This window comes from Micromonospora foliorum (assembly GCF_022229015.1).
GTDB classification, from domain to species: domain Bacteria; phylum Actinomycetota; class Actinomycetes; order Mycobacteriales; family Micromonosporaceae; genus Micromonospora; species Micromonospora foliorum.
This window is the reverse complement of record NZ_JAKKFF010000552.1, coordinates 1-23,872: the sequence shown is the minus strand read 5'-3', so window position 1 is coordinate 23,872 and position 23,872 is coordinate 1. Positions and strand designations below refer to the sequence as shown.

The window sequence follows — 23,872 nt, the reverse complement described above, 5'->3', positions numbered from 1 at the left end:
GGCCAGCGCGGTGGCCAGCACCACCCGCCGTCGGTCCGCGCGACGCAGGGCGGCATCCTGCTCGGCGCCCCGTTGACGGCCGTGCAGCGGCAGCAGCGCGACCGCGTCCCGCAGGTCGCTCAGGCGGCCGGTGACCGCCGCGATCTCGCCGGCCCCGGGCAGGAAGACGAGCACGTCGCCGTCGTGCTCACGCAGCGCCCGCCGGACGGTGGCGGCCACGTGGTCGAGCAGGGCCCGGTCCACCGGCCCGGCCCCGGGCGGGGCGATCGGGCGGGCCGGGGGCACCCAGATCCGCTGCACCGGATGCAACGCCGAGTCGGCCCGTACCACCGGGGCGGGAGTGGGTCCACCCAGCAGCGCGGCGAACCGGTCGGTGTCGGGGGTCGCCGACATGGCCAGCAGCCACAGGTCGGGCCGGAGGGTGGCGCGCGCCTCCACGGTGAAGGCCAGCGCGAGGTCGGCGTCGAGTTGGCGTTCGTGGCACTCGTCGAGCAGCACGGCACCCGTGCCCGGAAGCTCCGGGTCGTGGTGCAGCCGCCGGACCAGCAGGCCGGTGGTGACCACCTCGATCCGGGTGGCCGGGCCGACCCGGCGCTCACCGCGCACCGCATAGCCGACCCGTTCACCGACCCGTTCGCCGAGCAGCTCGGCCATCCGCCGGGCCGCGGCACGAGCCGCCACCCGGCGGGGTTGGGCGATCACCACCCGACCGGTCACCCGGTCGGCCACGGCCAGCGGCGCGAGGGTGGTCTTGCCGGTGCCCGGCGGGGCCACCAGCACACCGGCGCCGGCCGCGTCGAGTGCCGCGACCAACGCCGGCAGCACCGGACGGACCGGCAGGTCAAGGGTTACGTCGGAGAGCACGGCCCAGTCTCGCACCGGGACGGGTGCGTCAGGAGCGACGGACCTCGCCGACGCCGAGCACGAAGGCCCGCCAGGCCGTTACGCCGAAGGCGAGCACCGGGCCGGAGCGGTCCTTGCTGTCCCGGACGGCGACCTGACCGTCGACTGTCGCGACCTCCACGCAGTTGCCGTTGCCACTGCTGCGCGTGCTGGTGCGCCAGTCCGCTCGGGTCAGGTCGTACGCCGTCATCCGCGGTACCTCTCGTCTGCGTCGGCGTGCCGCAGAGCGGTCACGCAAAGTTACGAGAAGCCTGCTCAAGACGGGTCATCGACGCCGTCGGATCGAGCGCCATCCGGCACAGCTCCTCGTGCAGAAGGCTATACCCGAGCACATGATCGGCATCCTCCAGAGCCAGTCCCATCGTGAGGTTATCCAGGTAAACCACGGACGCGTCGGCGGCATCGGCGAAGTTGAGGATCACGTACGGGGTGCTCATGGCCGGATGCCCGCCGGCCGCGAATGGAAGTACCTGAATTGTTACGTTGGGTAGTTGCGCGATTCGGCTCATGTGGACCAGTTGTTCGGCCATCACCGCGGTGCCGCCAACCGGGCGCAGCAGCACCGCCTCGTTGAGGATCACCGACAGGTCGACCGGGTCCTCGCGGCGCAGCACCTCCTGTCGGCGCAGTCGGGCGGCGATCTTGCGCTCCAGGCCGTCCTCGCCGGCGGTGCGCCGGAAGATCTCCCGGGCGTACGCCTCGGTCTGCAGCAGCCCGGGTACCGACTCGGCCTCGTACGTCCGCAGTGCCGCCGCCTCGGCCTCCAGCCCGACGTAGAACTCGAACCACTCGGGGAGCACGTCGCTGTAGTTCTGCCACCAGCCGCGCTGCTGTGCCCCCCGGGCGATCTCGATCAACGCTTCGGCATCCGAACCGGTCACCTCGTACAGCGCGAGGGCGGCCCGGACGTCGCGCGGTTTGATGCCGATCTGCGCGGTCTCGATCCGGGAGAGGTTGCTCTTCGACATGTCGAGCTGGCGCGCGGCCACATCGAGGGTCATGCCCGCGCGTTCCCGAAGTTGGCGGAGCTCCCGCGCGATGCGGCGTCGCCGCACGGTCGGGCTGGCGGCGGGTCGGATGGTGGGAGTGGCGGTCACCGTCCGAGTCTGCCACGACAAGATCCGCAGGTCGCGCCTGCACGGAGTGCAACTTTCAAATCTGGGAGTTGCGTTGCAGTAGCTGTCGGTGCATCCTTTCCCGGTCGCGATCACTGTGGACACACCTGTGCGGGAGGACCGTTGCTCATCGCCGACGAGTTCTTCCTGATCGCACACAACGACAGTCGTGGCAAGGCCAAACTGCACCCGGCGGCGACCGGGCTCGGGCTGGCCGGCGGGCTCCTCGGCGAGCTGATCCTTTATGGACACATCACCGTCATGGCCGGGCAGATCACTGTCATCGACCGACGCCCGCCGGCCGACGCCCTGGCGCACACCGTGCTGGACCAGTTGGTCGGCGAGTCCCAGCACCGGGAATTGCGCACCTGGCTGAGCTTCCTGGCGCAGAGCGCGACCGCCTCGGTGGGGGAGCGGCTGGCTCGTGCCGGGGTGCTGCGTCGCCAGGAGAGTCGCCGGCTGCTGCGTACCACGGTCAGCTACCTGCCGATCGACCTCAACGCGGTGGCCTGGCCGGCCACCCGGCTGCGGGCCCTGCTGGACCGCCCGGACCCGCCCGGCGTGCCGGACGCCCTGCTGCTCGGCCTGGTCGTGGCCGCGGGGCTGACCCGCGAGGTGCTGTGGAGCGCCGGCCCCCGCGCGCACCACCGGCTGAACGTCCTCATCCCCGCGCTGCCGGCCCCCCTCAAGGAACTCGTCGGGCACACCGAGGCCGCCGTCGGCGCCGCCGTGCTGCGCGGCATCCCCTGATCCCCTCCGGCAACCCCCAACCCTCCCCTCGACAATCGGAGTAGTCGTATGCCCCCGACATCGACAGTCGACCGACCCAGCAACGTCTCCGAAGCCCTGGCCCGGGGCCGTCTCGGCATCCCCTCGGTGATCTTCTTCGTCCTCTCCGCCGCCGCGCCGCTGACCGTGGTGGCCGGCGTCGTCACCACCGGCTACGGCGTCATCGGGGTGACCGGCATCCCGCTGGCCTTCCTGCTGATCGCCGCGGTGCTCGCCCTGTTCTCGGTGGGCTACGTGGCGATGTCCCGCCGGGTGGAGAACGCCGGCGCCTTCTACGCCTACATCTCCCGCGGTCTCGGCCGACCGGCCGGCGTGGGCGCCGCCTGGGTCGCGCTGATCGCGTACAACGCGCTGCAGGTCGGGCTGTACGGCACCATCGGTGTCGCGGCCGAGCCGGTGCTCGACCGGCTCTTCGGCGGGCACCCGCACTGGGCCGTGGTGGCGTTGGTGGCGTGGGCACTGGTCGGCCTGCTCGGCCTGCTCCGGGTCGACCTCAACGGCCTGGTCCTGGCCGCGCTGCTGGTCGCCGAGATCGTGGTGGTCCTCGTCTTCGACCTGGGACAGCTCGGCAACCCGGCCGACGGTCGGGTCAGCTTCGCCTCGTTCTCGCCGGACAACCTCTTCGTGCCGGGTGTCGGCGCGGTGCTGGTGCTGGCCGTCCTCGGCTTCGTCGGCTTCGAGTCGGCGGTGGTCTTCAGTGAGGAGAGCAAGGACCCGAAGCGGACCGTGCCGCTGGCCACCTACCTCTCGGTGGCGATCATCGCCGGGCTGTACGCGCTGTCGTCCTGGACCATGACGGTCGCCGTCGGGCAGGACCGGATCGTCGCCGAGTCCGGCGAGCAGAGCGTCGGGCTGATCTTCAACCTGGCCGCCGCGCAGCTCGGCGACACCGCGGTCACCATCGGGCAGGTGCTCTTCCTGACCTCGGTGCTCGCCGCGATGATCTCGTTCCACAACACCACGGCCCGCTACACCTTCGCGCTCGGTCGGGAGCGGGTGCTGCCGGCGGTGTTCGGGCAGACCTCGGCCCGTACCGGGGCGCCGCGGGCCGCCTCGGTGGCGCAGAGCGCCCTCGGGCTGCTGGTCATCCTGCTGTACGCGGTCAACGGCTGGGACCCGGTGGTCCAGCTGTTCTTCTGGGTGGGCACCACCGGCGGCTTCGGCGTCCTGCTGCTGATCGCCACCACCTCGGTGGCGGTGATCGCCTACTTCGCCCGCTCCGCCGGCGGCGAGAACCTCTGGCGGCGGGCCATCGCGCCCGGCCTGGCCACCATCGCGCTCTTCGTGATCATCTGGTTGGCCGTGTCGAACTTCGCCAACCTGCTCGGCGTCGCGCCGGACTCCACGCTGCGTTGGGCGCTGCCCACCGCGTACCCGGTGGCCGCCCTGCTGGGCATCGGCTGGGCCCTGCTGCTGCGCAGCAACCGCCCGGACACGTACGCCCGGATCGGCCTGGGGGCGGCGAGCGCCGCCGCCGCGATCAAGCCGGACGCGCCGGCCGCCGTGGAGGTGACCCGATGAGCGTGGTCATCGAGCGGCTCGGGCCGGAGGAGACCGCCCTCGTGGCCGGTCGGATCGCAGAGGCGTTCACCGCCCTGGAGGTGACGTACTGGCTGGTCCCCGACCCGAGCAAGCGGGAGGCCGTGCTGGCCGGTGACTTCGAGATCCTGGTCGGGCACGCGATGCGGCACGGCCTGGTCCACGCCACCGCGGACCGGGCCTCGGTCGCGGTCTGGTTTCCGTCGGTCGGCGAGCCGGCGCCGCCGCCGGCGGACTACGACGCCCGACTGGCCGCCGCCTGCGGTGAGTGGACCGACCGGTTCCAGCACCTCGACGAGCTGTTCGCGGCGAACCACCCGCATCCGGATCACCACCACCTCGCGTTCCTGGCGACCCGGCCCGACCGGCAGGGGCAGGGTTTGGGTAGCGCGCTGATGCGGCACCACCACGCCTGGCTGGACGCCAACGGGATGCCGGCGTACCTGGAGGCGAGCAGCCCGCGCAGCCGGGACCTGTACGCGAAGCACGGCTACCTGGCCGGCGAGCCGTTCCGGGTGCCCGACGGCACGCCGTTCTGGCCCATGTGGCGGGAGCCGGCCGGCCACTGACGCGCCCTCACCGCTACGTCGAGTGGTCGCGTTGTCACGTTGACGTGACAACGCGGACACGGAGGAGGGCCGGGTCCACGGACCCGGCCCTCCTCCGTGTGAACTGGTCAGTACGTGCCGTCGAGCTGGCCGCGCAGCTTGGTCAGCGCCCGGGTCAGCAGCCGCGAGACGTGCATCTGCGAGACGCCGATCTGGTCGGCGATCTGCGACTGGGTCAGGTTGCCGTAGAAGCGCAGCGTGAGGATCTTCTGCTCGCGCTCGTCGAGGGTGGCCAGCGCCGGGCCGAGGGCGACCCGCAGCTCGGCCAGCTCGAACTCGCCGTCCTCGCCGCCGAGCATGTCGCCCAGCTCGGTGGCGCGCTCGCCGTCGCCGGTCGGGGTGGACAGCGACACCGCGTTGTACGCGCGGGCGCCCTCCAGGCCCTCCAGCACCTCTTCCTCGGTGAGCTTGAGGTGCGCGGCGATGTCGGCGACCGTCGGGGAACGGCCGAGGGTCTGCAGGAGCGAGCTGTTGGCGTCGGAGATGGCCAGCCGCAGCTCCTGGAGCCGACGGGGCACCCGGATGTCCCAGGTGCGGTCCCGGAAGTGCCGCTTGAGCTCGCCGATGATGGTAGGGATCGCGTAACCGGCGAAGTCGACGCCACGCTCGGGGTCGAACTTGTCGATGGCCTTGATCAGGCCGATCGCGGCGGTCTGCGCCAGGTCGTCGTTCGGCTCGCCACGCCCGCTGTAGCGGTGGGCGAGGTGGTTGGCGAGGGGCAGCCAGGCCTCGATCGCCCGGTCCCGCAGCGCGGCGCGCGACGGGTGGTTGGCGGGCAGCGCCGCCATCGCGTTGAGCAGGTCGGCGGCGCTGTCGGTGAGAGCGCGCGGGTCGAGCTTGGTGCTCGTCTTCACGGCGGCGCTCGGCTGCTCGGTGATCGTTGGCGCGGTCATGGGTGGTCCTCCCTGCACCTCGTCCGCGGACAAAAAGACGTGACGCTTTGGTTTAGCTTCCAATGGGCCGTTCGGGAGTCACCTTAACCTGATCGTCTCCCAGAAATCTAGCCGAAAGGTTGATGTACTTAAGGCGTGTTCAACCACAAAAGGGGCAAGTGGCGCGGAAGTTGGGGTGGCTGTGAGGATCCTTACCCGTTGTTCCGGCCGTAGGTCGCTACCCGGTCGGAGGACCGGTTCGGCCGATCGGTCCACGAGTCACGTCGAGTGGTCAACATGAAATCCGACAAGTCGCCAGGAGTGTCGACTATCCGTCCTTGTCCCGCTGGCGGGACCGGCCGTAGCGTCGCGTGTACACACCCGGTTCGGAGGCACCGTGCTCGATCCAGCCGCTCCCCAGCTCGTCGTGAACAGTCGCACCCTCTACTTCAGCTGGCTGCCGGCGGATCCCGACGCGGTCGCCGCGCTGGTCCCTCCGGGGCTCTCCCCCCGCCCCGACCGGCAGGTCTTCCTCAACCAGTACGTCGTCGACGACGAGACGCAGACCTCCGGCTTCGGCGCGTACTCGCTGACCTACCTCGGCGTCTCGCTCCTGGGCGTCGACGCGCCCGGCGGCCTCAACGCGGGTGGCTGGTGGACCCACTACGTGGCCTCCAGCCGGCGGGTCCGTGAGTACGCTGTCGCCCGCGGCGCACCGGTGCTCGCCGGGCGCACCCGCATCGACGTGACCGGCGAGGACCTGCTCTCCGAGACGGAGATCGACGGCACGCCGTTGATCCGGGCGCGGTGCCGCGTGGGGGAGACCGGGCACGTGATCAGCAGCGGGCACCACCGTTACTTCACCAGGCGCGACGGCCAGCTGCTCAGTTCGGCCTACCCGTTCGTCGCCGAGCCGGTCGCCCCGTTCGAGATCGAGTCGGTGGAGTTCCTCCAGCCCGGCCACCCGATGTACGCGTTGCGCCCGGCCAACCCGCTGACCATCGGCTTCGGCTACTACTCACCGCGCTCGTCGTTCGCCTACCCCGGCGGGCTGAGCGTGCACGCGGTCGCCACGCCAGAGCCGGCCCGGCCGGTTCACCAGGTGCCGGCCAGTCTCGCCCGCAGCGGCCTGCCGTCCGGGTCGTAGACCAACCGGTACACCGGCAGCGCCCAGGCCCGGGTGTACCACGGCAGCCGCTCGGGGCGGTGCGGGCGCAGCCGCCCGGGCGGCCGTTCCCCCACCTGGCCGTCGTCGTACCACTGCTGGAGCGCGTCGGCGGCGGCCGTGACAGCCGTTACGGCGTCCGCCGGGTCGAGCAGGCCGGCGTCGTCCGCGCCGTCCGGGTCACGGTCCAGGTGCTCGCGCCACAGCCGCAGTCGCAGGTCCCGGGCGAAGGTCCGCGCGCCGTCGCCCCGCCCGGCGGGGTCGGTGGGCTCCCGCTGGTCCCGGGTGTCGTCGAGCAACGCGCAGGACAACTCGCTGTCGTGGGTCCAGGACCGCCGGTTGAAGTTGTCGCTGCCCACGCTGGCCCAGACGTCGTCGACCACGCAGACCTTGGCGTGCACGTAGACCGGGTCGCCGGCGTGGTTCTCCACGTCGAACACGTGCACCCGGTCCGGTGCGGCCCGCTCACACAGTGACAGCGCCTGCTCGCGCCCGACCATGTTCGGCGGCAACGCCAGCCTGCCGTCCACGTCCGGGTGGCGGGGGACGACGGCGATCAGGTGCAGGTCCGGGTTGTCCCGCAGCGCGTGCGCGAACAGGTCCGCGACCTCGGCCGACCAGAGGTACTGGTCCTCGATGTAGATGAGCCGGCGGGCCCGGCGTACCGCCTTGGTGTAGCCCCGGGCCACGGTCCGCTCCCCGTCCGGTGCGAACGAGTACCGGGGCCGGACGGCGGGGTAGGTGCGCAGCACCTGGATCTGGTGCGGACCGCAGGGCGGCGGGTCGGCCGGTTGCTCGGGCAGCGGGTCGGGGCGCAGGTCCGAGCCGCGCAGCCGATCCCGCAGGTAGGCCATCGGGTTCTCCGAGTCCAGCGGCATCGGGTCGGTCCAGCGTTCCCGGAACAGGGTGTCCAACGCGCCGACCACCGGACCGCGCACCGCGAGCTGCACGTCGTGCCAGGGCGGATTCGGTCCGTACCGGGGGGACATCTGCACCGGCTGCGGGTCGCCGTGGTGCGCGGCGTCATCGCGGCGGCTGTGGCACAGGTCGATCCCACCGGCGAAGGCGACGTCCCGCTCGGGTGCGCCCGGGTGCCGCAGCACCACGAGCTTCTGATGATGCGAGCCGCCGCGCCGGACCCGTTGGTCCAGCAGCACCTCGCCACCGGCGGCCGAGATCGTCTCGCTGAGGTCGCGGTTCTCCGCCTCGCTGTACGCCAGGACGTCGAGGTGCGAGCGCCAGATCAGCCCCTTGACCACGACACCGCGCTGAGCGGCCTGCGCGAAGAGTTGGGCCACGGTCGGACCGTCCGGGCGCAGCCGCTGGTCCGGGTCGCCCCGCCAGTCGGTGAAGAACAGGTGGTCCCCGGGGCCCAGGGCCTCGACCTCGTCGACCAGCCGGTCGAAGTACGCGGCACCGTGAATCAACGGCTCGGCGAGGTTTCCCGTGGTCCAGACGGGTATGCCAGACACCGGGTTGGCGCGTTCCTCTGCGGTGAGAAACCAGTCCTGCAATGGCACCGTCCAGCCCCCCTGGAGGTCGGCAACGTCCTCACGGTAGGACCCCCGACGCGGGTCCGCACGCCAGGCCGACAGTCCGGTGACCTGGCCAACGCCATTGGAAGCGACGCGACAACAGCCGAGGAGGCCACACCATGCCCCGCGACACGACGAATCCCGTGACCGAGCACCGCGAGCCGGCGGTGGAGAGCGAACGGGGTGCGCTGGTAGCGGTGTTGGTGATGGTGATTCTGGGAGTTGCCGGGATTTTTGCGGTCTCCTGAGGCGGCGCCGACGCCCCGGGGTGAACCGGAGGCGTCGGCGCCGATCTCAGCGGTCGACGGTGGTCAGGGCCGGGTGCCCTGGCCGCCGGTGTGCGGGAGCCGCTCGGTGGGGATCACGCCGAGGCGGCCGGCCTGGAAGTCCTCGAATGCCTTGAGCAGCTCGTCCCGGGTGTTCATCACGAACGGGCCGTACTGTGCCACCGGCTCCCGGATCGGCTGACCACCCATGATGTAGAGGTCCAGCGCCGGGGTGTTGCTGTCCTGCGCCGTGTCGGCGCTGAACCGCAGCGCGTCGCCCGGGCCGTGCACCGCGAGTTGACCGGTACGCACCGGCCGCCGGTCGCTGCCGACCGTCCCGCGACCGCCGAGCACGTACACCAGGGCGTTGAAGTCGGGCCGCCAGGGCAGGTCGACCTGTGCGCCCGGCTGCACCGTGACGTGCGTGATGGTGATCGGCGTGAAGGTCGAGCCCGGGCCGCGGTGCCCGGCGACCTCGCCGGCGATGACCCGGATCAGGGCGCCGCCGTCGGGCGTGGTGAGCAGCGCCGACTCCCGACCCCGGATGTCCTGGTAGCGGGGCGGGTTCATCTTGGCCGAGCGGGGCAGGTTGACCCACAGTTGGGTGCCGTGGAAGAGCCCGCCGCTCACCACCAGGTGCTCGGGCGGCGCCTCGATGTGCAGCAGGCCGCTGCCCGCCGTCATCCACTGGGTGTCGCCGTCGGTGATGGTGCCTCCACCGCCGTTGGAGTCCTGGTGGTCGAAGACGCCGTCGATGATGTACGTGACGGTCTCGAAGCCGCGGTGCGGGTGCCACGGGGTGCCCTTGGGCTCGCCCGGCGCGTAGTCGACCTCGCCCATCTGGTCGAGGTGGATGAACGGGTCCAGGTCGGTGGTCGACACCCCGGCGAAGGCGCGACGGACCGGGAAGCCCTCACCCTCGAAGCCGCTGGGCGCCGTGGTCACCGTGCGGACCGGGCGGATCGTGGTGGCCTCGTCGAGTCGAGGCAGGCGGGGCAGGACGAGAACGTTGTCGACGGTGATCGCGGGCATGTCGAGGGCTCCTAACGGGGGGCAGGGGTGGTCGAGCTGACCCGCGATGCCCGCAGGCGCTCGCCGAGCCGGTCGAAGACCCGGGTGAGGCAGGCGACCTCGGCATCGTCGAGGTCGTCCATCAGGTGGGTACGCACCGACGCCAGATGGTGGGGTGCGGCTTCCCGTAGGGCGAGCAGCCCGGCGGCGGTGAGCACCGCCTCGCTGCCGCGCCGGTCGTCCGGGCAGGGCTCCTTGCTGACCAGGCCGCGGCGCTGCATGGAGGAGACCTGGTACGTGAGGCGGCTGGGCGAGAAGATCAGCCGGCTGGCCAGCTCGCCCATCCGCAGCCGCTGCCCCGGTGCCTCGGAGAGCAGGACCAGCACGTGGTAGTCGGCGAAGCTGAGGCCGCTGTCGACCCGCAGGTCCTCCTCCAACTGCGTGTAGAGACGCTGGCTGGCCTCGATGTAGGCGCGCCAGGCGGCCTCTCGGGTGCTGTCCAGGCTCTCGGTCATGCCATGACGATAGCATTCTTTCAAAATTTAACTACTGCTGTTGGGCGTTGCCTGGGTCACTCCTGCGTGCCCTGAGGGCCAGATTGTGCAGCTTTGAAGAAAGCCGCCGGTAATCCGGCGGTGCGAGGGTGGCGGGTTGTGTCAGACTCCGGCCTCGTGGAACACGTGCAACTCGCCGCCGCCGACCTGTTGCTGCGCCCGTGGCGGGACGAGGACGCCCTGGCGGTGCGCGACGCGCTGTGCGACCCGGCGATCGCCCAATGGAACCCGCAGGGCGGCGGCCCGATCGACGACGAGGTCGCGCTGCGCTGGGTCCGCCGCCGGGCCGACTGGTCAGCCGGTGACCACGCCTCGATGGCGGTCACCTCGGCGGCCGACGGCAAACTGCTGGGCTCGGTGTCGCTGCACCACATCCACGACGGCGACGCGTCCATCGGCTACTGGACGGTGCCCGCGGCACGGGGGCGTCAGGTGGCGGTACGCGCCGTCGTCCGGCTCACCGACTGGGCGTTCGCGGATCTCGGGCTGCACCGGGTGGAGCTGTGTCACGCGGTGGCCAACCCGGCGTCCTGCCGGGTCGCCGACCGGGCCGGCTACCCGGCCGAGGGGACCCTGCGCGAGTCGTACTGGTACGGCGACGGCCGTCGCTACGACGAGCACCTGCACGCCCGTCTGGCCACCGACCGCTAGGGCCGGGGCGGGCCGGGGTCCGCACACGCTTCGGCCCCGGCCGCACCCGGTCGCCTCGGACCGTCACTCGGTGACCTTGCGGAGGAAGGTCGCGAGGGCGGTCCTGACGCGGTCGATCCGCTCCGGCAGGGGCAGCGGCTCGGGCGCGGGGGGCCCGGCGTGCTTCTTCCCCCGCAGGTAGAGCGAGCAGGCCAGGTCGGAGCAGAGGTACGTGCCGACGGAATCGCCCTGCCGTCCGCTCGGACCGGCCTTGGGGGCGGTCATCAACGAGACGCCACCGCCGAGGTGCGTGGTCAGACAGAACGAGCACATGCCGTGCCGCACGCGCCCCGTCTGGTGCGTCGCGGCCCGCAGCACCACCCCGGCCAGCTTGCCGTCGGTCTCGGCGACCAGGTAGGCCCGCTGGGGCGCGGAGGGATCCCGCCAGCCGAGAAAGTCGAGGTCGTCCCAGGGTCGCATTTCAAGATCGTTGGGTACGGCCAGCCGCTTCGCCTCGCCCCGGCTGCAGTTGACGAAGGATGCGCGGATGGCGGATTCGGTCAGGACTAACATAGGTAGTAGCCTAGCCCTACTAGGCAAACCATTAACGTGGCTAGGTTTGGAGTGTGGTGGATGGCACGCGCCGGGGTGACCGTGGAGCGCCTGACGCTGGCCGGAGCCGAGCTGGCCGACGAGGTGGGTGTGGAGAACGTGACGGTTGCCGCGCTCGCGCGCCGGTTCGGGGTGAAGGACGCGAGTCTGTACTTCCACCTCAGGAACGCACACGACCTGCGGGTCAGGATCGCCCTGCTGGCGTTGGCCGAGCTGGCCGACCGGGTCGCCGCCGCGCTCGCCGGCCGGGCCGGCAAGGACGCGCTGGTGGCCTTCGCCAACGCGTACCGCGACTACGCGCGGGAGCACCCGGGCCGCTACGCCGCCATGCAGATCGACCTTGACCCGGAGACCGCCGCGGCGAGCGCGGGCGTGCGGCACGCCGAGATGACCCGGGCGATCCTGCGCGGCTACCGGCTCTCCGAGCCCGACCAGACCGACGCGGTGCGGATGATGCACAGCACGTTCCACGGGTTCGTCAGCCTGGAGCAGACCGGCGGCTTCCGGCACACCCCACGCCCCACCGACGACTCGTGGTCGCGCACCCTGGACGCCCTCGACGCCGTCCTCACCAACTGGCCGTCGCGCTGAGGTGCCGCAGCGCCACGGCATAGGCTCGGTGGCGTGGATGATCTCAAGCTGGCCGACTGGCGTGAGCGGGTCGCCCGGCTGTACCTGTCCGACGTCGACCTGGCCGGCTTCCGCGCCGGCCGCGACGAACTCTTCGCCACCCACCCGCAGAGCCCGATCCCCGTGGCGGAGCGACCCGACTTCGCCGGAGTGCGCTACTTCCCGCCCAACCCCGAGGCCGTGGTCGAGGCGCCCCTGCGGCCGGCCAGCGGTGAGCTGCGCATCGACACCGGCGGGCCGGACGGGGTGATCGCGTACCGGCGGGTGGCGGTTGCCGAGACGTCATGGGGGCCGCTGACCCTGTGGTGGATCGAGGCGTACGGGGGCGGGCTGTTCGTGCCGCTGCGCGACGGCACCTGCGGGCGGGAGAGCTACGGGGGAGGCCGGTACCTCACCGACACGGTCAAGGGCACCTTCGGCCGGGGTGTGCAGTTGCTGCCCGGCGACCGGGTCCGGTTGGACGCCAACTACCTCTACAACCCGAGCTGCGCCTACGACGACCGCTGGGCCTGCCCGCTGGCGCCACCCGAGAACCGGGTCGACGTGCCGCTGCCCGCCGGCGAGCTGGCGTACAAGACCTATTGATCGGCTCGATCCCCGTGGCGTCGCGCGGCTTGACCTCAAGTCGCGTTCAACGCCTACGGTCGACGTCACCGATCCGCGAGGGGGAGTGGTCTGATGACGGTCAGCTGGGCGTACATCTATGAGCACCCGGGCAGCGACCCCGTTGCCGACCGGGTCGTGCTGGACCGCGACGGCCAACGCACCTACCTCGTGCCCGTGCCGGACCCGGTGCTGGCCCCCGCCGTGGCGGTGGACCTGCTGGCCGAGGGAGTCGCGCTGATCGAGCTGTGCGGCGGTTTCGCGCTGCCGGCAGCGGCACGGGTGGCCGAGGCCATCGGTGGGCGGGTGCCGGTCGGGCACGTCACGTTCGCGGTGGACTCGGTGCGCGGCGCCACGCGGTACGGCGAACTGTTCGAGGCTCAGCCCGACTGAACGACGAAACGGCCGCCCCGGCGTGTCGCCGGGACGGCCGGTCGGTCGTCGCTCAGCGGGCGTTCGTCGCCGAGCTGGGCATCTGCATCCGACCGAGCAGCTGTCGCGCCTGGTCGGCGAGCTGTGCGTCGACGGTCACCGCGTACTGGCCGGCGCGCAGTGAGCTGGCCGAGGTGAAGTCGCGCTGGCCGCCCGTCATCGCGTGCGCGACCGCGCCGAACACGGCACCCCAGATCGCACCGATGACCAGTCCGACCAGGATCACCGCCAGCCAGTTGCCGACGGTGAAGATGCCGAACAACAGGCCGATGAAGAGCCCGAACCAGGCGCCGGTCCCGGCGCCGAGCAGGCCGGCTCGGCCGGTGGTCATGCGCCCGAGCACCGTCTCCACCAGGGTGAGGTTGGTGCCGACGATGGCGCTGTGCTCCACCGGAAAGCGGTTGTCGGCCAGGTAGTCGACGACCCGCTGCGCGGTCGGATAGTCCGGGTACGAGCCGATCGTCACGGTCGGCGGGCCGCTCTCCGGCCCGTGGCCGTCCCCGGCCGGTGTCGACAGGCGGCCGGCCGGCCCGGATGGAAGCAGGTCGCCACCCTGTGTGCCGGGCCGCCAGGCGGCGGTCGGCCCCGAAGCTGACGTCATGAGCATCCTCCCTCGTCAGCTGCCGGGGTTCCCCTCCAGGCCGAGCGGTAACGCGGTGTCCACCGCCGGGCCGGAGGGGCATGGGAGCGGACTGCCCGGGTAGCCAGTCAGGTGGAGAGCGGACAGATCAGCGACTACGGGTTCCTCGCCGACAGCCGCAGCGCGGCGCTGGTGGACGCCTCGGGCTCGGTGAACTGGTGGTGCCCGGGCCGGTTCGACGCCCCGTCCGTGTTCGGGCGGCTGCTCGACGACAACGCCGGGCACTGGTCGATCCGGCCGGAGGGCGACTACCGGGTCGAACGCTCTTACCTCGACGACACCCTGGTGCTGCGGACGGTCTTCCACACCACGCAGGGGAAGGTCGCGCTGACCGACGCGCTCGCCTTCGAGCCCGGCTCGCGTGGCCACGACATCGGCCTGCACTCGCCGCAGGTGCTGGTCCGTTCGGTGGAGGGGCTGTCCGGTTCGGTGCCGATGCGGGTGCACTACCGACCGCGCTTCGAGTACGGCCGCACCATCGCCTACCTGATCGAGCGGGAGGACATGCTGGAGGCCATCGCCGGGGCCGCCCGACTCACCCTGCGCGGCAGCATGCGGTTGACCGCCGGCGACGGCGAGGCCACCGGGACGTTCACCGCCCGCGCCGGCACCAGACACAACTTCACCCTGGGGTACGCCCCGACCTACGACGCTCCGCTGCCCGAGGTGCCGGACGCCGACCAGACCATCGCCGACACCGTCGCCGGCTGGCGTTCCTGGGCGGCCGAGCACCCGTACGACGGGCTCTACGCCGAGCAGGTGCGGCGCAGCCGGCTGGTGGTGCAGGGCATGACGTACCGGCCCAGCGGTGCGGTGGTGGCCTCGGTGACCACCTCGCTGCCGGAGGAACTCGGCGGGGACCGCAACTACGACTACCGCTACGTCTGGGTGCGCGACTTCAGCCTGACCCTGCGGGCGCTGTGGCGGTCGGCGTGCCTGGACGAGGTGCAGCGGCAGTTCGCCTGGTTGGGTCGGGCGATGGGCCGCGTCGACGACAGGCCGGTGCCCATCATGTACGGGGTGCTGGGGGAACGGGACCTCACCGAGCATCGGCTGGAACAGCTCGGCGGCTACCGCGACAGCCCACCGGTGGTGATCGGCAACGATGCGTGGCAGCAGCGGCAGACCGACATCTTCGGCGAGGCGATGGATGCCGCCTGGTTGATGCGCGACAAGCTGGAGCCGCTGGGCCCGGAGGTGCAGCACGTTCTTCGGGTGCTCGCCGACCAGGCCGAGCGGGACTGGGCGTTGCCCGACGCGGGCATGTGGGAGGAGCGCGGCACCCAGCACCACCACGTGTCCTCGAAGGTGCAGTGCTGGGTGGCCCTGGATCGGGCGGTCCGCTTCGGTGACAAGCTCGGCGAGCCGCAGGACGTGGCCCGCTGGGCGGCCGCCCGCGACGCGGTGCGCGAGGAGGTGCTCGAGCAGGGCTGGAGCGAGCGGCTCCAGTCGTACGTCGGGAGTTTCGAATCCGACGACCTGGACTCCTCGGTGTTGGTGATGCCGCTGGTCGGATTTCTGCGGGCCGACGACCCGCGGATGCGCTCGACGATGACTGCGGTGGAGCAGCGGCTCTCCCACGACGGCCTGCTGCGGCGCTGGGACGGCGACCCGGCGGGGTTTGTCATCTGCTCGTTCTGGCTGGTGTGTTGCCTGGCGCTGGCCGGTGAGCGGGACCGGGCACACGAGTTGTTCCGGGGGTTGGCGGAGCGGGTCAACGACCTCGGCCTGTTCGCCGAGCAGATCGACCCGCTGACCGGGGAGCAGCTGGGCAACTTCCCCCAGGCGTTCTCCCACATCGGCCTGATCAACGCCGCCGGTGTGCTGACCGACGTCGAGCGGGACCCGACGCTGCGGCAGTGCGGAATGCCCCCGGCGTACTTCTCCCCGGTGCGCCGCTGAGCCGGACTTTCGCGGAGATCGTGACAACTTTCTATCTGTTGACGCGAAGTTCTATCGCTTTCCAGGGAAAGGCGTTAATGTCCGGGACACCCTGCGGTGCTCCTCCAGTCGGCGGGAGCGGCACCGAGATCCCGGACAGCTGGAGGTCTCGTGTCCCGCACACCGCGCCGACGTCTCGTCAGCGCCACCACCCTGCTCACCGTCCTGGTCGCCCTCTGCCTCGTCCCGCAGGCGACCGTTCGCCCGGCCGCCGCGTCCCCGGCCCGGGCCGCCGCCCTCGCCCCGCCCGCCACCGTCGGTTTCGAGAAGGTCGCCCTCGACGGCGGTCTCTCCATGGGCGAACCGATCGAACTGGCAGTCGCCCCCGACGGCAAGGTCTTCTACATCAACCGGGGCACCAGCAGCGCCGGTGGTCAGGTCCGCCTCTACAACCCGGCGACGAGGTCCACCACTGTCGCCCTGACCCTGGCGTTGGACGCCCGCTTCGAGGACGGCCTGATCGGCATCACCCTGCACCCGAGCTTCGCGACCAACCGCTGGGTCTACCTCTTCTACTCGCCGAAGGTCACCCCACTGGTCAACCGGATCAGTCGGTTCACCTTCAACCCGTCCACCCTGCTGCTCGACCCGGGCAGTGAGGACGTGCTCATCGAGTGGCCCACCGAACGCGATCTGTGTTGTCACTCGGCCGGCTCGATGAGCTGGGACACCGCCGGCAACCTGTACTTCGCCGTCGGCGACAACACCAACTCCGGCGGCGACTCCGCCGGGATGGCCCCGATCGACGAGCGGACGAGCCGCAACGCCCAGTACGACGCCCAGCGCACCTCCGGCAACACCAACGACCTGCGCGGCAAGATCAACCGGATCCACCCGGAGAACGACGGCAGCTACACCGTCCCCGCCGGCAACCTCTTCGCCGCCGGCACCGCGCGCACGCGCCCGGAGATCTACGTGATGGGCGTGCGCAACCCGTACCGGATCTGGGTGGACCGCAAGGCCAACAACACCCTCTACTGGGGTGAGGTCGGCCCGGATGCCGGCGTCGACCTCGCCAACCGTGGCCCGGCGGCGTACGACGAGTTCAACCGGGCCAACGGGCCCGGCAACTACGGCTGGCCGTACTGCGGCGGTCCGAACGTCGCCTACAACGACTGGGACTTCGCCACCGCCACGCCGCGCGGCTGGTTCCCCTGCGGCGGGTCGACCGGCCCGGTCAACAACTCACCCCGCAACACGGGCGTCCAGCAGCTTCCACCGACGAAACCGGCACTGGTCTGGGAGCAGCACGGCGGCAGCGAGGACTGGCCGGCGCTGGACAACCCTGGCGGGTGCGGGTCGCCCAACCACGTCGAGGTCTACCACTACGACCCGAACCTCGTCTCGGACGTGAAGTGGCCGGCCTACTACGACAACAAGTGGCTGATCTCCGAGTACTGCCGCAACTGGATCAAGGAGGTCCAGTTCGACAACGGCAACCCCTCCACCGGGGCGCCGACCGTGATCGAGCCGGTGCTCGCCGGCATGAAGCTCGTCCACCCGATCGACTGGCAGTTCGGCCCGGACGGCTCGCTCTACCTGCTGGAGTACGGCAGCGGCTACTTCTCCGGCGCGGTCGACGCCGGTCTCTACAAAATCAACTACGTCCAGGGTGGCCGGTCGCCGGTCGCCAAGGCCACCGTCAACCGGGACAACGGCCTGGCCCCGCTCTCGGTGACCTTCTCCAGCGCCGGCAGCTCGGACCCGGACGGCGACCCGCTGACGTACGCCTGGGACTTCACCAACAACGGCAGCACCGACTCGACCGCCGCGAACCCGTCCTTCACGTACTCCGCGAACGGGAGCTACAGCGCCCGGCTCACCGTCAACGACGGCACCGGCCGCAGCGCGACCACCGTGGTGTCGGTGGTGGTCGGCAACAACCGGCCCACGGTCACCCTCACCGGACTGCCCGCCGGCGGGCTCTTCGACTGGGGGCAGGACCTGGCGGTGGGCGCCTCGGCCAGCGACCCGCAGGACGGCACGCCGGCCTGCTCGGCGGTGGTCGTCCGGGCCGCGCTGGGCCACCAGGAGCACGCCCACGAGGAGGGGGAGGGGACTGGCTGCGGCGCGACCTTCAACACCGGCCCGGTGCACGCCGGCCCCGACTCGGTGCTGTTCTTCGTCCTGCGGGGCAGCTACACCGATCGCGGCGCGACCGGCTCGGCCGCGCTCACCGGCGAGCAGGAGATCAGCCTCTACCCGAAACAGTGGCAGGCCGAGCACTTCGTCCAGCTCAACGGCCCCAAGGTGATCGACCAGGCGGCGGCCGAGGGTGGCAAGCGGCTGGGTGACGTCCAGAACGGCGAGAGCGTCCGGCACCACGCGGTGAGCCTCAAGGGGATCACCGGCGTCCGGGCGCGCGTCTCCTCCGGCGGCCCCGGGGGCACCCTCTCCTTCCGGTACGACTCACCGACCGGCACCGAGGTCGCCCGGATCGCGGTGCCGAACACCGGTGGCTGGGACAACTACACCGAGCTGAGCGCCACGGTGACCAGGCCCGACGACGGCACCCACGACCTGTACCTGGTCGTCACCGGCGGCAGCGGGGCGTTGCTGGACGTGGACAGCTACACCTTCACCGGCCCGGGCGTCGGCACCGGCGGTGCGCGCACCGGTGAGATCAAGGCCCTCGGCAAGTGCGCCGACATCGCCTCCAGCCAGACCGCGAACGGCACCAAGGTGCAGACCTGGACCTGCAACGGCACCGCCGCGCAGCGCTGGACCCTACCCGGCGACGGTACGGTGCGGGGGCTCGCCAAGTGCCTGGACGTGAAGGCGAGCGGCACCACCGACGGCACCCTCGTGCAGCTCTACGACTGCAACGGCAGCGGGGCCCAGCAGTGGGCCGCCCAACCGGACGGCAGCCTGCGCAACCCCCAGTCCGGCCGATGCCTCGACATCCCCAACTCGGACCTCACCGACGGCCGGCAACTGCGGATCTGGACCTGCAACGGCACCGGGGCGCAACGCTGGACCCTGCCGTGACCGCCCCCTGACCGGCTCGGCCCCGTACCCGAGCGTCGCTGACGCACGGGGCCGGGCGGCGGAGGCGGAGCCCGGCCGTCCACCCACGTCCCCCGGGTGGACGGCCGGGACTCGGGGGACAATGCCGGTATGCGGCTGGTGCTCACGGCGGACACCCACGTACCGAAGCGGGCCCGGGACCTACCCGGGCCGCTCTGGGCGGCCATCGAGGCGGCCGACGTGGTGGTGCACGCCGGCGACTGGGTGGACGAGGCGCTGCTCGACGCCATGACCGCGCGATCGCGCCGACTGATCGGTGTGTACGGCAACAACGACGGCCCGGCGCTGCGCGCCCGGCTGCCGGAGGTGGCCCGGGTCGAACTCGACGGCCTGCGGGTCGCGGTGGTGCACGAGACCGGTCAACGGACCGGTCGCGAGAAACGGTGCGCGGCCCGGTTCCCCGACGTCGACCTGCTGGTCTTCGGGCACTCGCACATCCCCTGGGACACCGAGGCGCCCGGTGGGCTGCGCCTGCTCAACCCCGGCTCACCCACCGACCGCCGCTCCCAACCCCACGCCACCTACCTCACAGCCGAGGTGCACGCGGGCAGCCTGAGCGAGGTGCGGCTGCACCGCCTACCCCGCCCGACCCGCCCCTGACCCCACCCGTCACCCGCGATCTTGCACTTGCTGTCGACGATTCGTGCCTTGCGTGGCCTTTTGTCGCGACAGAAAGTGCAAGATCGCGGGTCAAAGGGAGCGGGGTTGCTGGCCTCGGCCCGTCTCGGCCTGGAGCTCGTCGATGCGCTTGGACGCCTCGGCCTTGGTCAGGTCGTCCGGGAGGTCGGCATGGGCTTCCCGGGCCAGCGTGCTCAGGTAGGATTCCTGAGCGGCGGTCGGCGGCTCGTCGCCGGTGACCCACTCGTCCGGGTCCTTGATCGCGGCGTTCTGGTCGGCCTGCTCGGTGCGGCGGTCCGTCATCATCATCACCCTTTCTTTTCGAACAGGTGTGCCAGTACCCCGATCGCCGGTGGTTCATGCCGGAACGCCGCCACCTACGATCATCGGATGACGGTGGACCGGTCGGGTGTCGTGGTGGTCGGGGCGGGCATCGCCGGGGTGGCCTGTGCGGTCGAGCTGACCCGGGCCGGTGTGCCGGTGCAGGTCCGGGAGCGGGGGCACGTCTGCGGTGGCCGGATGGCCAGCAAACGCTTCCAGGGCCGGCCGGCGGACATCGGCGCCGCCTACTTCACCGCCACCGACCCGGACTTCGCCGCACTTGTCGAGCAGTGGCGTGCCGCCGGGCTGGTCCGCGAGTGGACCGACACCTTCCAGGCGTACGACCGGAGCGGGAACCACGAGGTGCCCGGGCCGATGCGCTTCGCCGCCCCCCGAGGGCTGCGCTCGTTGGTCGAACACCTGGCCGGCGCGGTGCCGGTGACCGTCGACCGGCTGGTGCTCACCGTGGAGCCCGGCCCGATCGTGGACGGACAGTCGTGCGCGGCGGTCGCCCTGGCCATGCCGGGCCCGCAGGCCGCCCTGCTGCTCGACCCGGCCCTGACCGACGCCACCCGGGTCGTGCAGGAGCAACAATGGTCGCCGTCGCTGGCCGCGGTGCTGCGCTTCCCGACCCGGCGCTGGCCGGACTTCCGGGGCGCGTTCGTCAACGAGCACCCGGTCCTCAACCTCGTCTGCGACGACGGGGACCGGCGCGGTGACGGCGCGCCGGTGCTGGTCGCGCACACCGTGCCGGAGTTCGCGGCCGGGCACCTGGCCCAGCCCACCGGGGCCGGCCCGGCGATCGAGCAGGCCGTCCGGGACCTGCTGGGGCTGCCCGAAAAGGCCGTCGACGTGCACGTGCACCGCTGGACGTACGCGAAGCCGACAAGCGACGCCGCCGGCACCACCCACCACCTCGACACCGACAACATCGGCCTGGCCGGCGACGCGTTCGGCAAGCCCCGGGTGCAGAGCGCCTGGCGCTCCGGCCGGGACCTGGGCCGCGCGCTGGCCGCCCGCCTGGCCTGAGACACGCGCTCAGGCGTGCCCGTCCGGCGTGAGAGATGCGCTCAGGCGTGGCCGGCTGCCGCGACGGGTCGAGCGTCGGCGTCCCGCTCGGCCGGGTCGGAGGTCCGCTCTCCCTCCCGGTCCAGCAGCTGCATCACCGGCGTCGCCGTGATGCCGTGCACCACGACGGAGACGAGCACCACCAGCCCGACGGTCGCCCAGAGCAGCTCGGCCTGCGGGAAGTCGGCCTTGGTGGTGGCGTACGCGAGGTAGTAGAACGAGCCGACGCCGCGAATGCCGAACAACGAGATGACCCAGTGCTCGGCCGGACGCCCCGGCGCGCCGCGCAACGACAACCAGCCGACCAGCGGCCGTACCAGGAACACCAGCGCCAGCCCGACGGCGGCCGCCGGCCAGGTCAGCGGGCCCAGCAGGCCACCCACGATCGCGCCGCCGAGCAGCAGCAACAGCACCAGGGTGAGTAGCCGTTCGACCTGCTCGGCGAAGTCGTGCAGCACCGAGTGGAACTCGTGGGTTCGCTCGGCGGCCCGGATGGCCCGGGCGGCCACGAACACCGCCAGGAAGCCGTACCCGCCGACCACCTCCACCAGCCCGTACGCCAGGAACGTGGCGGCCAGCGCCAGGAAGCCCTCGGCGTGCCGGGCCAGCCGCAGCTCGCTGGGCGCGCGGAAGAACAGCTTGCCGAGCAACCAGCCGATGAGCAGGCCACCGCCGACGCCGACGCTGATCTTCCAGAGCACGTCCACGGTGAACCACTCGGCCAACCAGTCGCTCGGGGCGAGGCTGGTCGAGGCGATGGCGATGGCCGCGTAGACGAACGGGAACGCCAGCCCGTCGTTGAGGCCGGCCTCGGAGGTCAACGCGAATCGGACCTCGTCCTCGGAGTCCTCCACGTCGGTCGGTTCGCCAACCTGCACGTCGGCGGCGAGCACCGGATCGGTGGGCGCCAGCGCGGCGCCCAACAACAGCGCGGCGGCCGGCACCAGCCCCGCCCACCACCAGCCGAGCAGGGCCACCGCCGCGATGCACACGGGCATCGCGATCGCCAGCAGGCGCCAGGTGGACGACCACCGCCGCCAACTCAACGGCCGGTCGATCTTCAGCCCGGCGCCCATCAGCGCGACGATCACCCCGATCTCGGTGAGATGGGTGGTCAGCTCCGGGTGGGCCAGGGGGTCCGGTGACGGCAGCCCGACCGGCAGCAGGAACACCAGCATGCCGAGGGCGAGAAAGGCGATCGGCATGGACAGCGGGCGCCGCTCCAGCACCCGCGGCAGGATGCCCGCGAGCAGAGCGCCCAGGCCAACCAGCGCGAACGCCACATCTACCGGCTCCACGGCACCACCCTTCCGCCGCACCCGCGAGGCGCGGGCAGGTGGTGACAGACCTTGCCCCGCAAGGGCTCCGGCTATGCGCGTACGCGCCGGTGAACCCGAGTGATCCTCACCGGGGCCGGGTGAGTGGCGAGTCGGCCAGTTCGTTCAGCAGCGCGGCCGGGTCGTCGTACACCGCCACGGCACCCGCGCCGGCGAGCTCGCCGCGGCTGGTGCCACCGCAGGTCAGGCCCACACACGGAATGTCCAACTTCCCGGCCGCGGCGACGTCCCACACCGAGTCGCCGACGAAGACCACCCGCTCGGCGGCCAACCCGGACTGATCGAGCGCGGCGACCAGGATGTCCGGTGCCGGCTTGCTCTGCTGGGCGTCCGCGGAGGAGGTGACCGTGTCGATCACGTCGTCCGCGGCCAGCGCCCGGCGCAGCGCGGCCACCTCGGGTTCCGAGGCGGAGGTGGCCAGCACCACCCGCATCCCCCGCTCGGCGCAGGCGCGCAACAGGTCGGCCGCCCGGGGTAGCGGCGTGAGTCGTTCCCAGTACTCGGCGTAGAGGGTGTCGTGCGCGTCGCGCAGCTTCGAGTCGGCGTCGCGGTCCCGTTCCGGGCCGAGGAGGTGGTCAAGGAGTTTGTCCGACCCCATCCCGATCGAGCGGTGCACCACCGCCATCGGCACCGGCTGATCGGTCTGGCGTAGCGCCTCCCACCAGCTCACGGTGTGCAGGTAGGTGGTGTCGACAAGGGTTCCGTCGACGTCGAAGAGGACCCCGGCGGGCCGGTCGGTACGCATGGACGTCCTCCTACCCCGGGAAAGTCTCAGGAATGCGCGGCCGGCGGCGTGAGGATCTCGAACCAGACCGTGGAGCCGCGCACCGACGGGTCGGTACCCCAGGCGTCGCTGAGCTCCTCGATCAGGCCGAGGCCACGCCCGCGACTGCTCAACGTGTCGGTGCGGGCCCGGGTCACGGTGCCGCGGGTGCCGGAATCCGCGACCGAGACGAGCAGCCGCTCGGCGCTGAGGTCGATCTCCACCCGGGCGGCCGTGCCGGCGTGCAGCAACGCGTTGGTGGTCAGCTCGCTGGTGCAGAGCACCGCCGCCCCGATCACCGACTCGGGCACCTGCCACTCGGTGAGCTGCCCGGTCAGCCAGTGCCGGACCCGGCTGGGCGCGGTCGGCTCCGCGGGCACCTCCATGCTCGCCGAACGACTCGGTTTGAGCGCGTGCTCGACCGCCAGCACGGCCACGTCGTCCTCGGTGCCGCCCGGAACCGCCGCGGTGGCCACCGCGCAGAGCGCGCGCGGGTCGCCGCTGCCGGCCTTGGCGACGGCGTCGCTCAGCCCGGCCAGCCCGGCGCTCAGACTCTGCCGGCGGCGTTCCACCACCCCGTCGCTGAACAGCAGCAGGGTGTCACCGGGACGGAACGCGACGGTCGTGGTGCCCGGCCGACCGCCCAGCCCCAGCGGCGGTCCGGCCGAGATGTCGACGTACTCGGCGTGGAACCGGCCCTCCGGGTCGCCCCGGCGGATCAGCGGCGCGGGATGACCCGCGCTGGACAGGGTCAGCTCCCGCCGCTCCGCGTCGATCACCCCGAACGCCACGGTGACGAACAGCTCGTGGGTGCCGGCCTCCGCGCCGAGGCTGGTCACCAGCCGGTCCAGGCCGGCCAGGACCGCGGCGGGCGCCGGGTCGGCCAGGGCCAG

General features: G+C 71.8%; 26 protein-coding genes. 13 read left to right on the top strand and 13 right to left on the bottom strand.

Going from position 1 to position 23,872, the window contains the following annotated elements:
* From PSH25_RS30315 to PSH25_RS30305, 3 genes are all read right to left on the bottom strand, one after another.
* On the bottom strand, positions 1-864 hold an 864-nt coding region (locus PSH25_RS30315), incomplete at its 3' end, for a DEAD/DEAH box helicase (protein WP_372492885.1).
* 28 nt (positions 865-892) lie between these two features.
* Positions 893-1,093 (bottom strand): DUF397 domain-containing protein, encoded by a 201-nt coding sequence (locus PSH25_RS30310; protein WP_238662310.1) that lies wholly within the window; start codon positions 1,091-1,093, stop codon positions 893-895.
* A 40-nt stretch (positions 1,094-1,133) separates the two neighbouring features.
* Positions 1,134-1,958, bottom strand: a complete 825-nt coding sequence (locus tag PSH25_RS30305) for a helix-turn-helix domain-containing protein (protein WP_308193759.1) — start codon at positions 1,956-1,958, stop codon at positions 1,134-1,136.
* A gap of 183 nt (positions 1,959-2,141) precedes the next feature.
* Between PSH25_RS30305 and PSH25_RS30300 the strand changes: the two genes are divergently transcribed.
* The 3 genes from PSH25_RS30300 to PSH25_RS30290 are packed head-to-tail and all read left to right on the top strand — an operon-like array spanning position 2,142 to position 4,915.
* Positions 2,142-2,768, top strand: coding sequence for a GOLPH3/VPS74 family protein (locus tag PSH25_RS30300; protein ID WP_238662309.1), 627 nt, complete (start codon positions 2,142-2,144; stop codon positions 2,766-2,768).
* A gap of 48 nt (positions 2,769-2,816) precedes the next feature.
* Positions 2,817-4,328, top strand: a complete 1,512-nt coding sequence (locus PSH25_RS30295; RefSeq protein WP_238662308.1) for an APC family permease — start codon at positions 2,817-2,819, stop codon at positions 4,326-4,328.
* Complete coding sequence (locus tag PSH25_RS30290) at positions 4,325-4,915, top strand: GNAT family N-acetyltransferase (RefSeq protein ID WP_238662307.1); 591 nt, start codon at positions 4,325-4,327, stop codon at positions 4,913-4,915. The genes PSH25_RS30295 and PSH25_RS30290 overlap by 4 nt, the downstream gene beginning before the upstream one ends.
* Positions 4,916-5,022: 107 nt before the next feature.
* On the opposite strand, the gene PSH25_RS30285 is transcribed toward PSH25_RS30290, so the two are convergent.
* Positions 5,023-5,847 (bottom strand): SigB/SigF/SigG family RNA polymerase sigma factor, encoded by an 825-nt coding sequence (locus PSH25_RS30285; RefSeq protein WP_238662306.1) that lies wholly within the window; start codon positions 5,845-5,847, stop codon positions 5,023-5,025.
* 376 nt (positions 5,848-6,223) lie between these two features.
* Here PSH25_RS30285 and PSH25_RS30280 point away from each other — a divergent pair, with 376 nt between their 5' ends.
* Entirely contained in the window at positions 6,224-6,973 is a 750-nt protein-coding gene (locus PSH25_RS30280; protein WP_238662305.1) for an acetoacetate decarboxylase family protein, read from the top strand.
* On the opposite strand, the gene PSH25_RS30275 is transcribed toward PSH25_RS30280, so the two are convergent.
* Positions 6,922-8,511: a phospholipase D family protein gene (locus PSH25_RS30275; RefSeq protein ID WP_238662304.1), complete on the bottom strand. Its 1,590-nt coding sequence runs from the start codon at positions 8,509-8,511 to the stop codon at positions 6,922-6,924. The two genes, PSH25_RS30280 and PSH25_RS30275, sit on opposite strands and share 52 nt — an antisense overlap.
* Positions 8,512-8,645: 134 nt before the next feature.
* On the opposite strand from PSH25_RS30275, the gene PSH25_RS33795 reads away from it, so the two are divergent.
* On the top strand, positions 8,646-8,774 hold the full coding sequence (locus tag PSH25_RS33795) for a hypothetical protein (protein ID WP_274528164.1): 129 nt from the start codon (positions 8,646-8,648) through the stop codon (positions 8,772-8,774).
* Between the two features lie 63 nt (positions 8,775-8,837).
* Here the strand turns inward: PSH25_RS33795 and PSH25_RS30270 are convergent, their stop codons facing one another.
* Both PSH25_RS30270 and PSH25_RS30265 read right to left on the bottom strand, forming a co-directional pair.
* The gene (locus PSH25_RS30270; RefSeq protein WP_238662303.1) at positions 8,838-9,824 is read right to left on the bottom strand and encodes a pirin family protein; all 987 of its coding nucleotides are present in this window, start codon (positions 9,822-9,824) and stop codon (positions 8,838-8,840) included.
* 11 nt (positions 9,825-9,835) lie between these two features.
* The gene (locus tag PSH25_RS30265) at positions 9,836-10,318 is read right to left on the bottom strand and encodes a MarR family winged helix-turn-helix transcriptional regulator (RefSeq protein WP_238662302.1); all 483 of its coding nucleotides are present in this window, start codon (positions 10,316-10,318) and stop codon (positions 9,836-9,838) included.
* Between the two features lie 156 nt (positions 10,319-10,474).
* Between PSH25_RS30265 and PSH25_RS30260 the strand changes: the two genes are divergently transcribed.
* The gene (locus tag PSH25_RS30260) at positions 10,475-11,008 is read left to right on the top strand and encodes a GNAT family N-acetyltransferase (protein WP_238662301.1); all 534 of its coding nucleotides are present in this window, start codon (positions 10,475-10,477) and stop codon (positions 11,006-11,008) included.
* Between the two features lie 63 nt (positions 11,009-11,071).
* Here the strand turns inward: PSH25_RS30260 and PSH25_RS30255 are convergent, their stop codons facing one another.
* Entirely contained in the window at positions 11,072-11,560 is a 489-nt protein-coding gene (locus tag PSH25_RS30255) for an FBP domain-containing protein (protein ID WP_238662300.1), read from the bottom strand.
* Positions 11,561-11,620: 60 nt separating this feature from the next.
* Here PSH25_RS30255 and PSH25_RS30250 point away from each other — a divergent pair, with 60 nt between their 5' ends.
* The 3 genes from PSH25_RS30250 (at position 11,621) to PSH25_RS30240 (ending at position 13,225) form a co-directional block, all read left to right on the top strand.
* Positions 11,621-12,190 (top strand): TetR/AcrR family transcriptional regulator, encoded by a 570-nt coding sequence (locus PSH25_RS30250; protein ID WP_238662299.1) that lies wholly within the window; start codon positions 11,621-11,623, stop codon positions 12,188-12,190.
* Between the two features lie 33 nt (positions 12,191-12,223).
* The gene (locus tag PSH25_RS30245; RefSeq protein WP_238662298.1) at positions 12,224-12,814 is read left to right on the top strand and encodes a DUF1684 domain-containing protein; all 591 of its coding nucleotides are present in this window, start codon (positions 12,224-12,226) and stop codon (positions 12,812-12,814) included.
* Between the two features lie 93 nt (positions 12,815-12,907).
* Complete coding sequence (locus PSH25_RS30240; protein ID WP_238662297.1) at positions 12,908-13,225, top strand: DUF6506 family protein; 318 nt, start codon at positions 12,908-12,910, stop codon at positions 13,223-13,225.
* Positions 13,226-13,277: 52 nt separating this feature from the next.
* On the opposite strand, the gene PSH25_RS30235 is transcribed toward PSH25_RS30240, so the two are convergent.
* Entirely contained in the window at positions 13,278-13,865 is a 588-nt protein-coding gene (locus tag PSH25_RS30235) for a YflT domain-containing protein (protein WP_238662296.1), read from the bottom strand.
* Between the two features lie 111 nt (positions 13,866-13,976).
* Here PSH25_RS30235 and PSH25_RS30230 point away from each other — a divergent pair, with 111 nt between their 5' ends.
* The 3 genes from PSH25_RS30230 to PSH25_RS30220 all read left to right on the top strand — a co-directional run bounded on the left by PSH25_RS30230 (position 13,977) and on the right by PSH25_RS30220 (position 19,472).
* A complete protein-coding gene (locus tag PSH25_RS30230) occupies positions 13,977-15,806 on the top strand; it encodes a glycoside hydrolase family 15 protein (RefSeq protein ID WP_238662295.1) in 1,830 nt (609 codons plus the stop codon).
* A 150-nt stretch (positions 15,807-15,956) separates the two neighbouring features.
* Positions 15,957-18,833 carry a ricin-type beta-trefoil lectin domain protein gene (locus PSH25_RS30225; RefSeq protein WP_238662293.1) on the top strand — a complete coding sequence of 959 codons (2,877 nt, stop codon included), beginning with the start codon at positions 15,957-15,959 and terminating at the stop codon, positions 18,831-18,833.
* A gap of 129 nt (positions 18,834-18,962) precedes the next feature.
* Positions 18,963-19,472 (top strand): metallophosphoesterase family protein, encoded by a 510-nt coding sequence (locus tag PSH25_RS30220; RefSeq protein ID WP_238662291.1) that lies wholly within the window; start codon positions 18,963-18,965, stop codon positions 19,470-19,472.
* A gap of 90 nt (positions 19,473-19,562) precedes the next feature.
* Here the strand turns inward: PSH25_RS30220 and PSH25_RS30215 are convergent, their stop codons facing one another.
* Positions 19,563-19,796, bottom strand: coding sequence for a DUF3072 domain-containing protein (locus PSH25_RS30215; protein WP_238662311.1), 234 nt, complete (start codon positions 19,794-19,796; stop codon positions 19,563-19,565).
* A gap of 84 nt (positions 19,797-19,880) precedes the next feature.
* Here PSH25_RS30215 and PSH25_RS30210 point away from each other — a divergent pair, with 84 nt between their 5' ends.
* A complete protein-coding gene (locus PSH25_RS30210; protein WP_238662289.1) occupies positions 19,881-20,840 on the top strand; it encodes an NAD(P)/FAD-dependent oxidoreductase in 960 nt (319 codons plus the stop codon).
* A 41-nt stretch (positions 20,841-20,881) separates the two neighbouring features.
* Here the strand turns inward: PSH25_RS30210 and PSH25_RS30205 are convergent, their stop codons facing one another.
* The 3 genes from PSH25_RS30205 to PSH25_RS30195 form a co-directional block, all read right to left on the bottom strand.
* On the bottom strand, positions 20,882-22,177 hold the full coding sequence (locus tag PSH25_RS30205; RefSeq protein WP_238662287.1) for a cation:proton antiporter: 1,296 nt from the start codon (positions 22,175-22,177) through the stop codon (positions 20,882-20,884).
* Positions 22,178-22,283: 106 nt separating this feature from the next.
* Positions 22,284-22,961 carry an HAD family hydrolase gene (locus PSH25_RS30200; protein WP_238662286.1) on the bottom strand — a complete coding sequence of 226 codons (678 nt, stop codon included), beginning with the start codon at positions 22,959-22,961 and terminating at the stop codon, positions 22,284-22,286.
* Positions 22,962-22,987: 26 nt separating this feature from the next.
* On the bottom strand, positions 22,988-23,872 hold an 885-nt coding region (locus PSH25_RS30195), incomplete at its 5' end, for an ATP-binding SpoIIE family protein phosphatase (protein ID WP_238662284.1).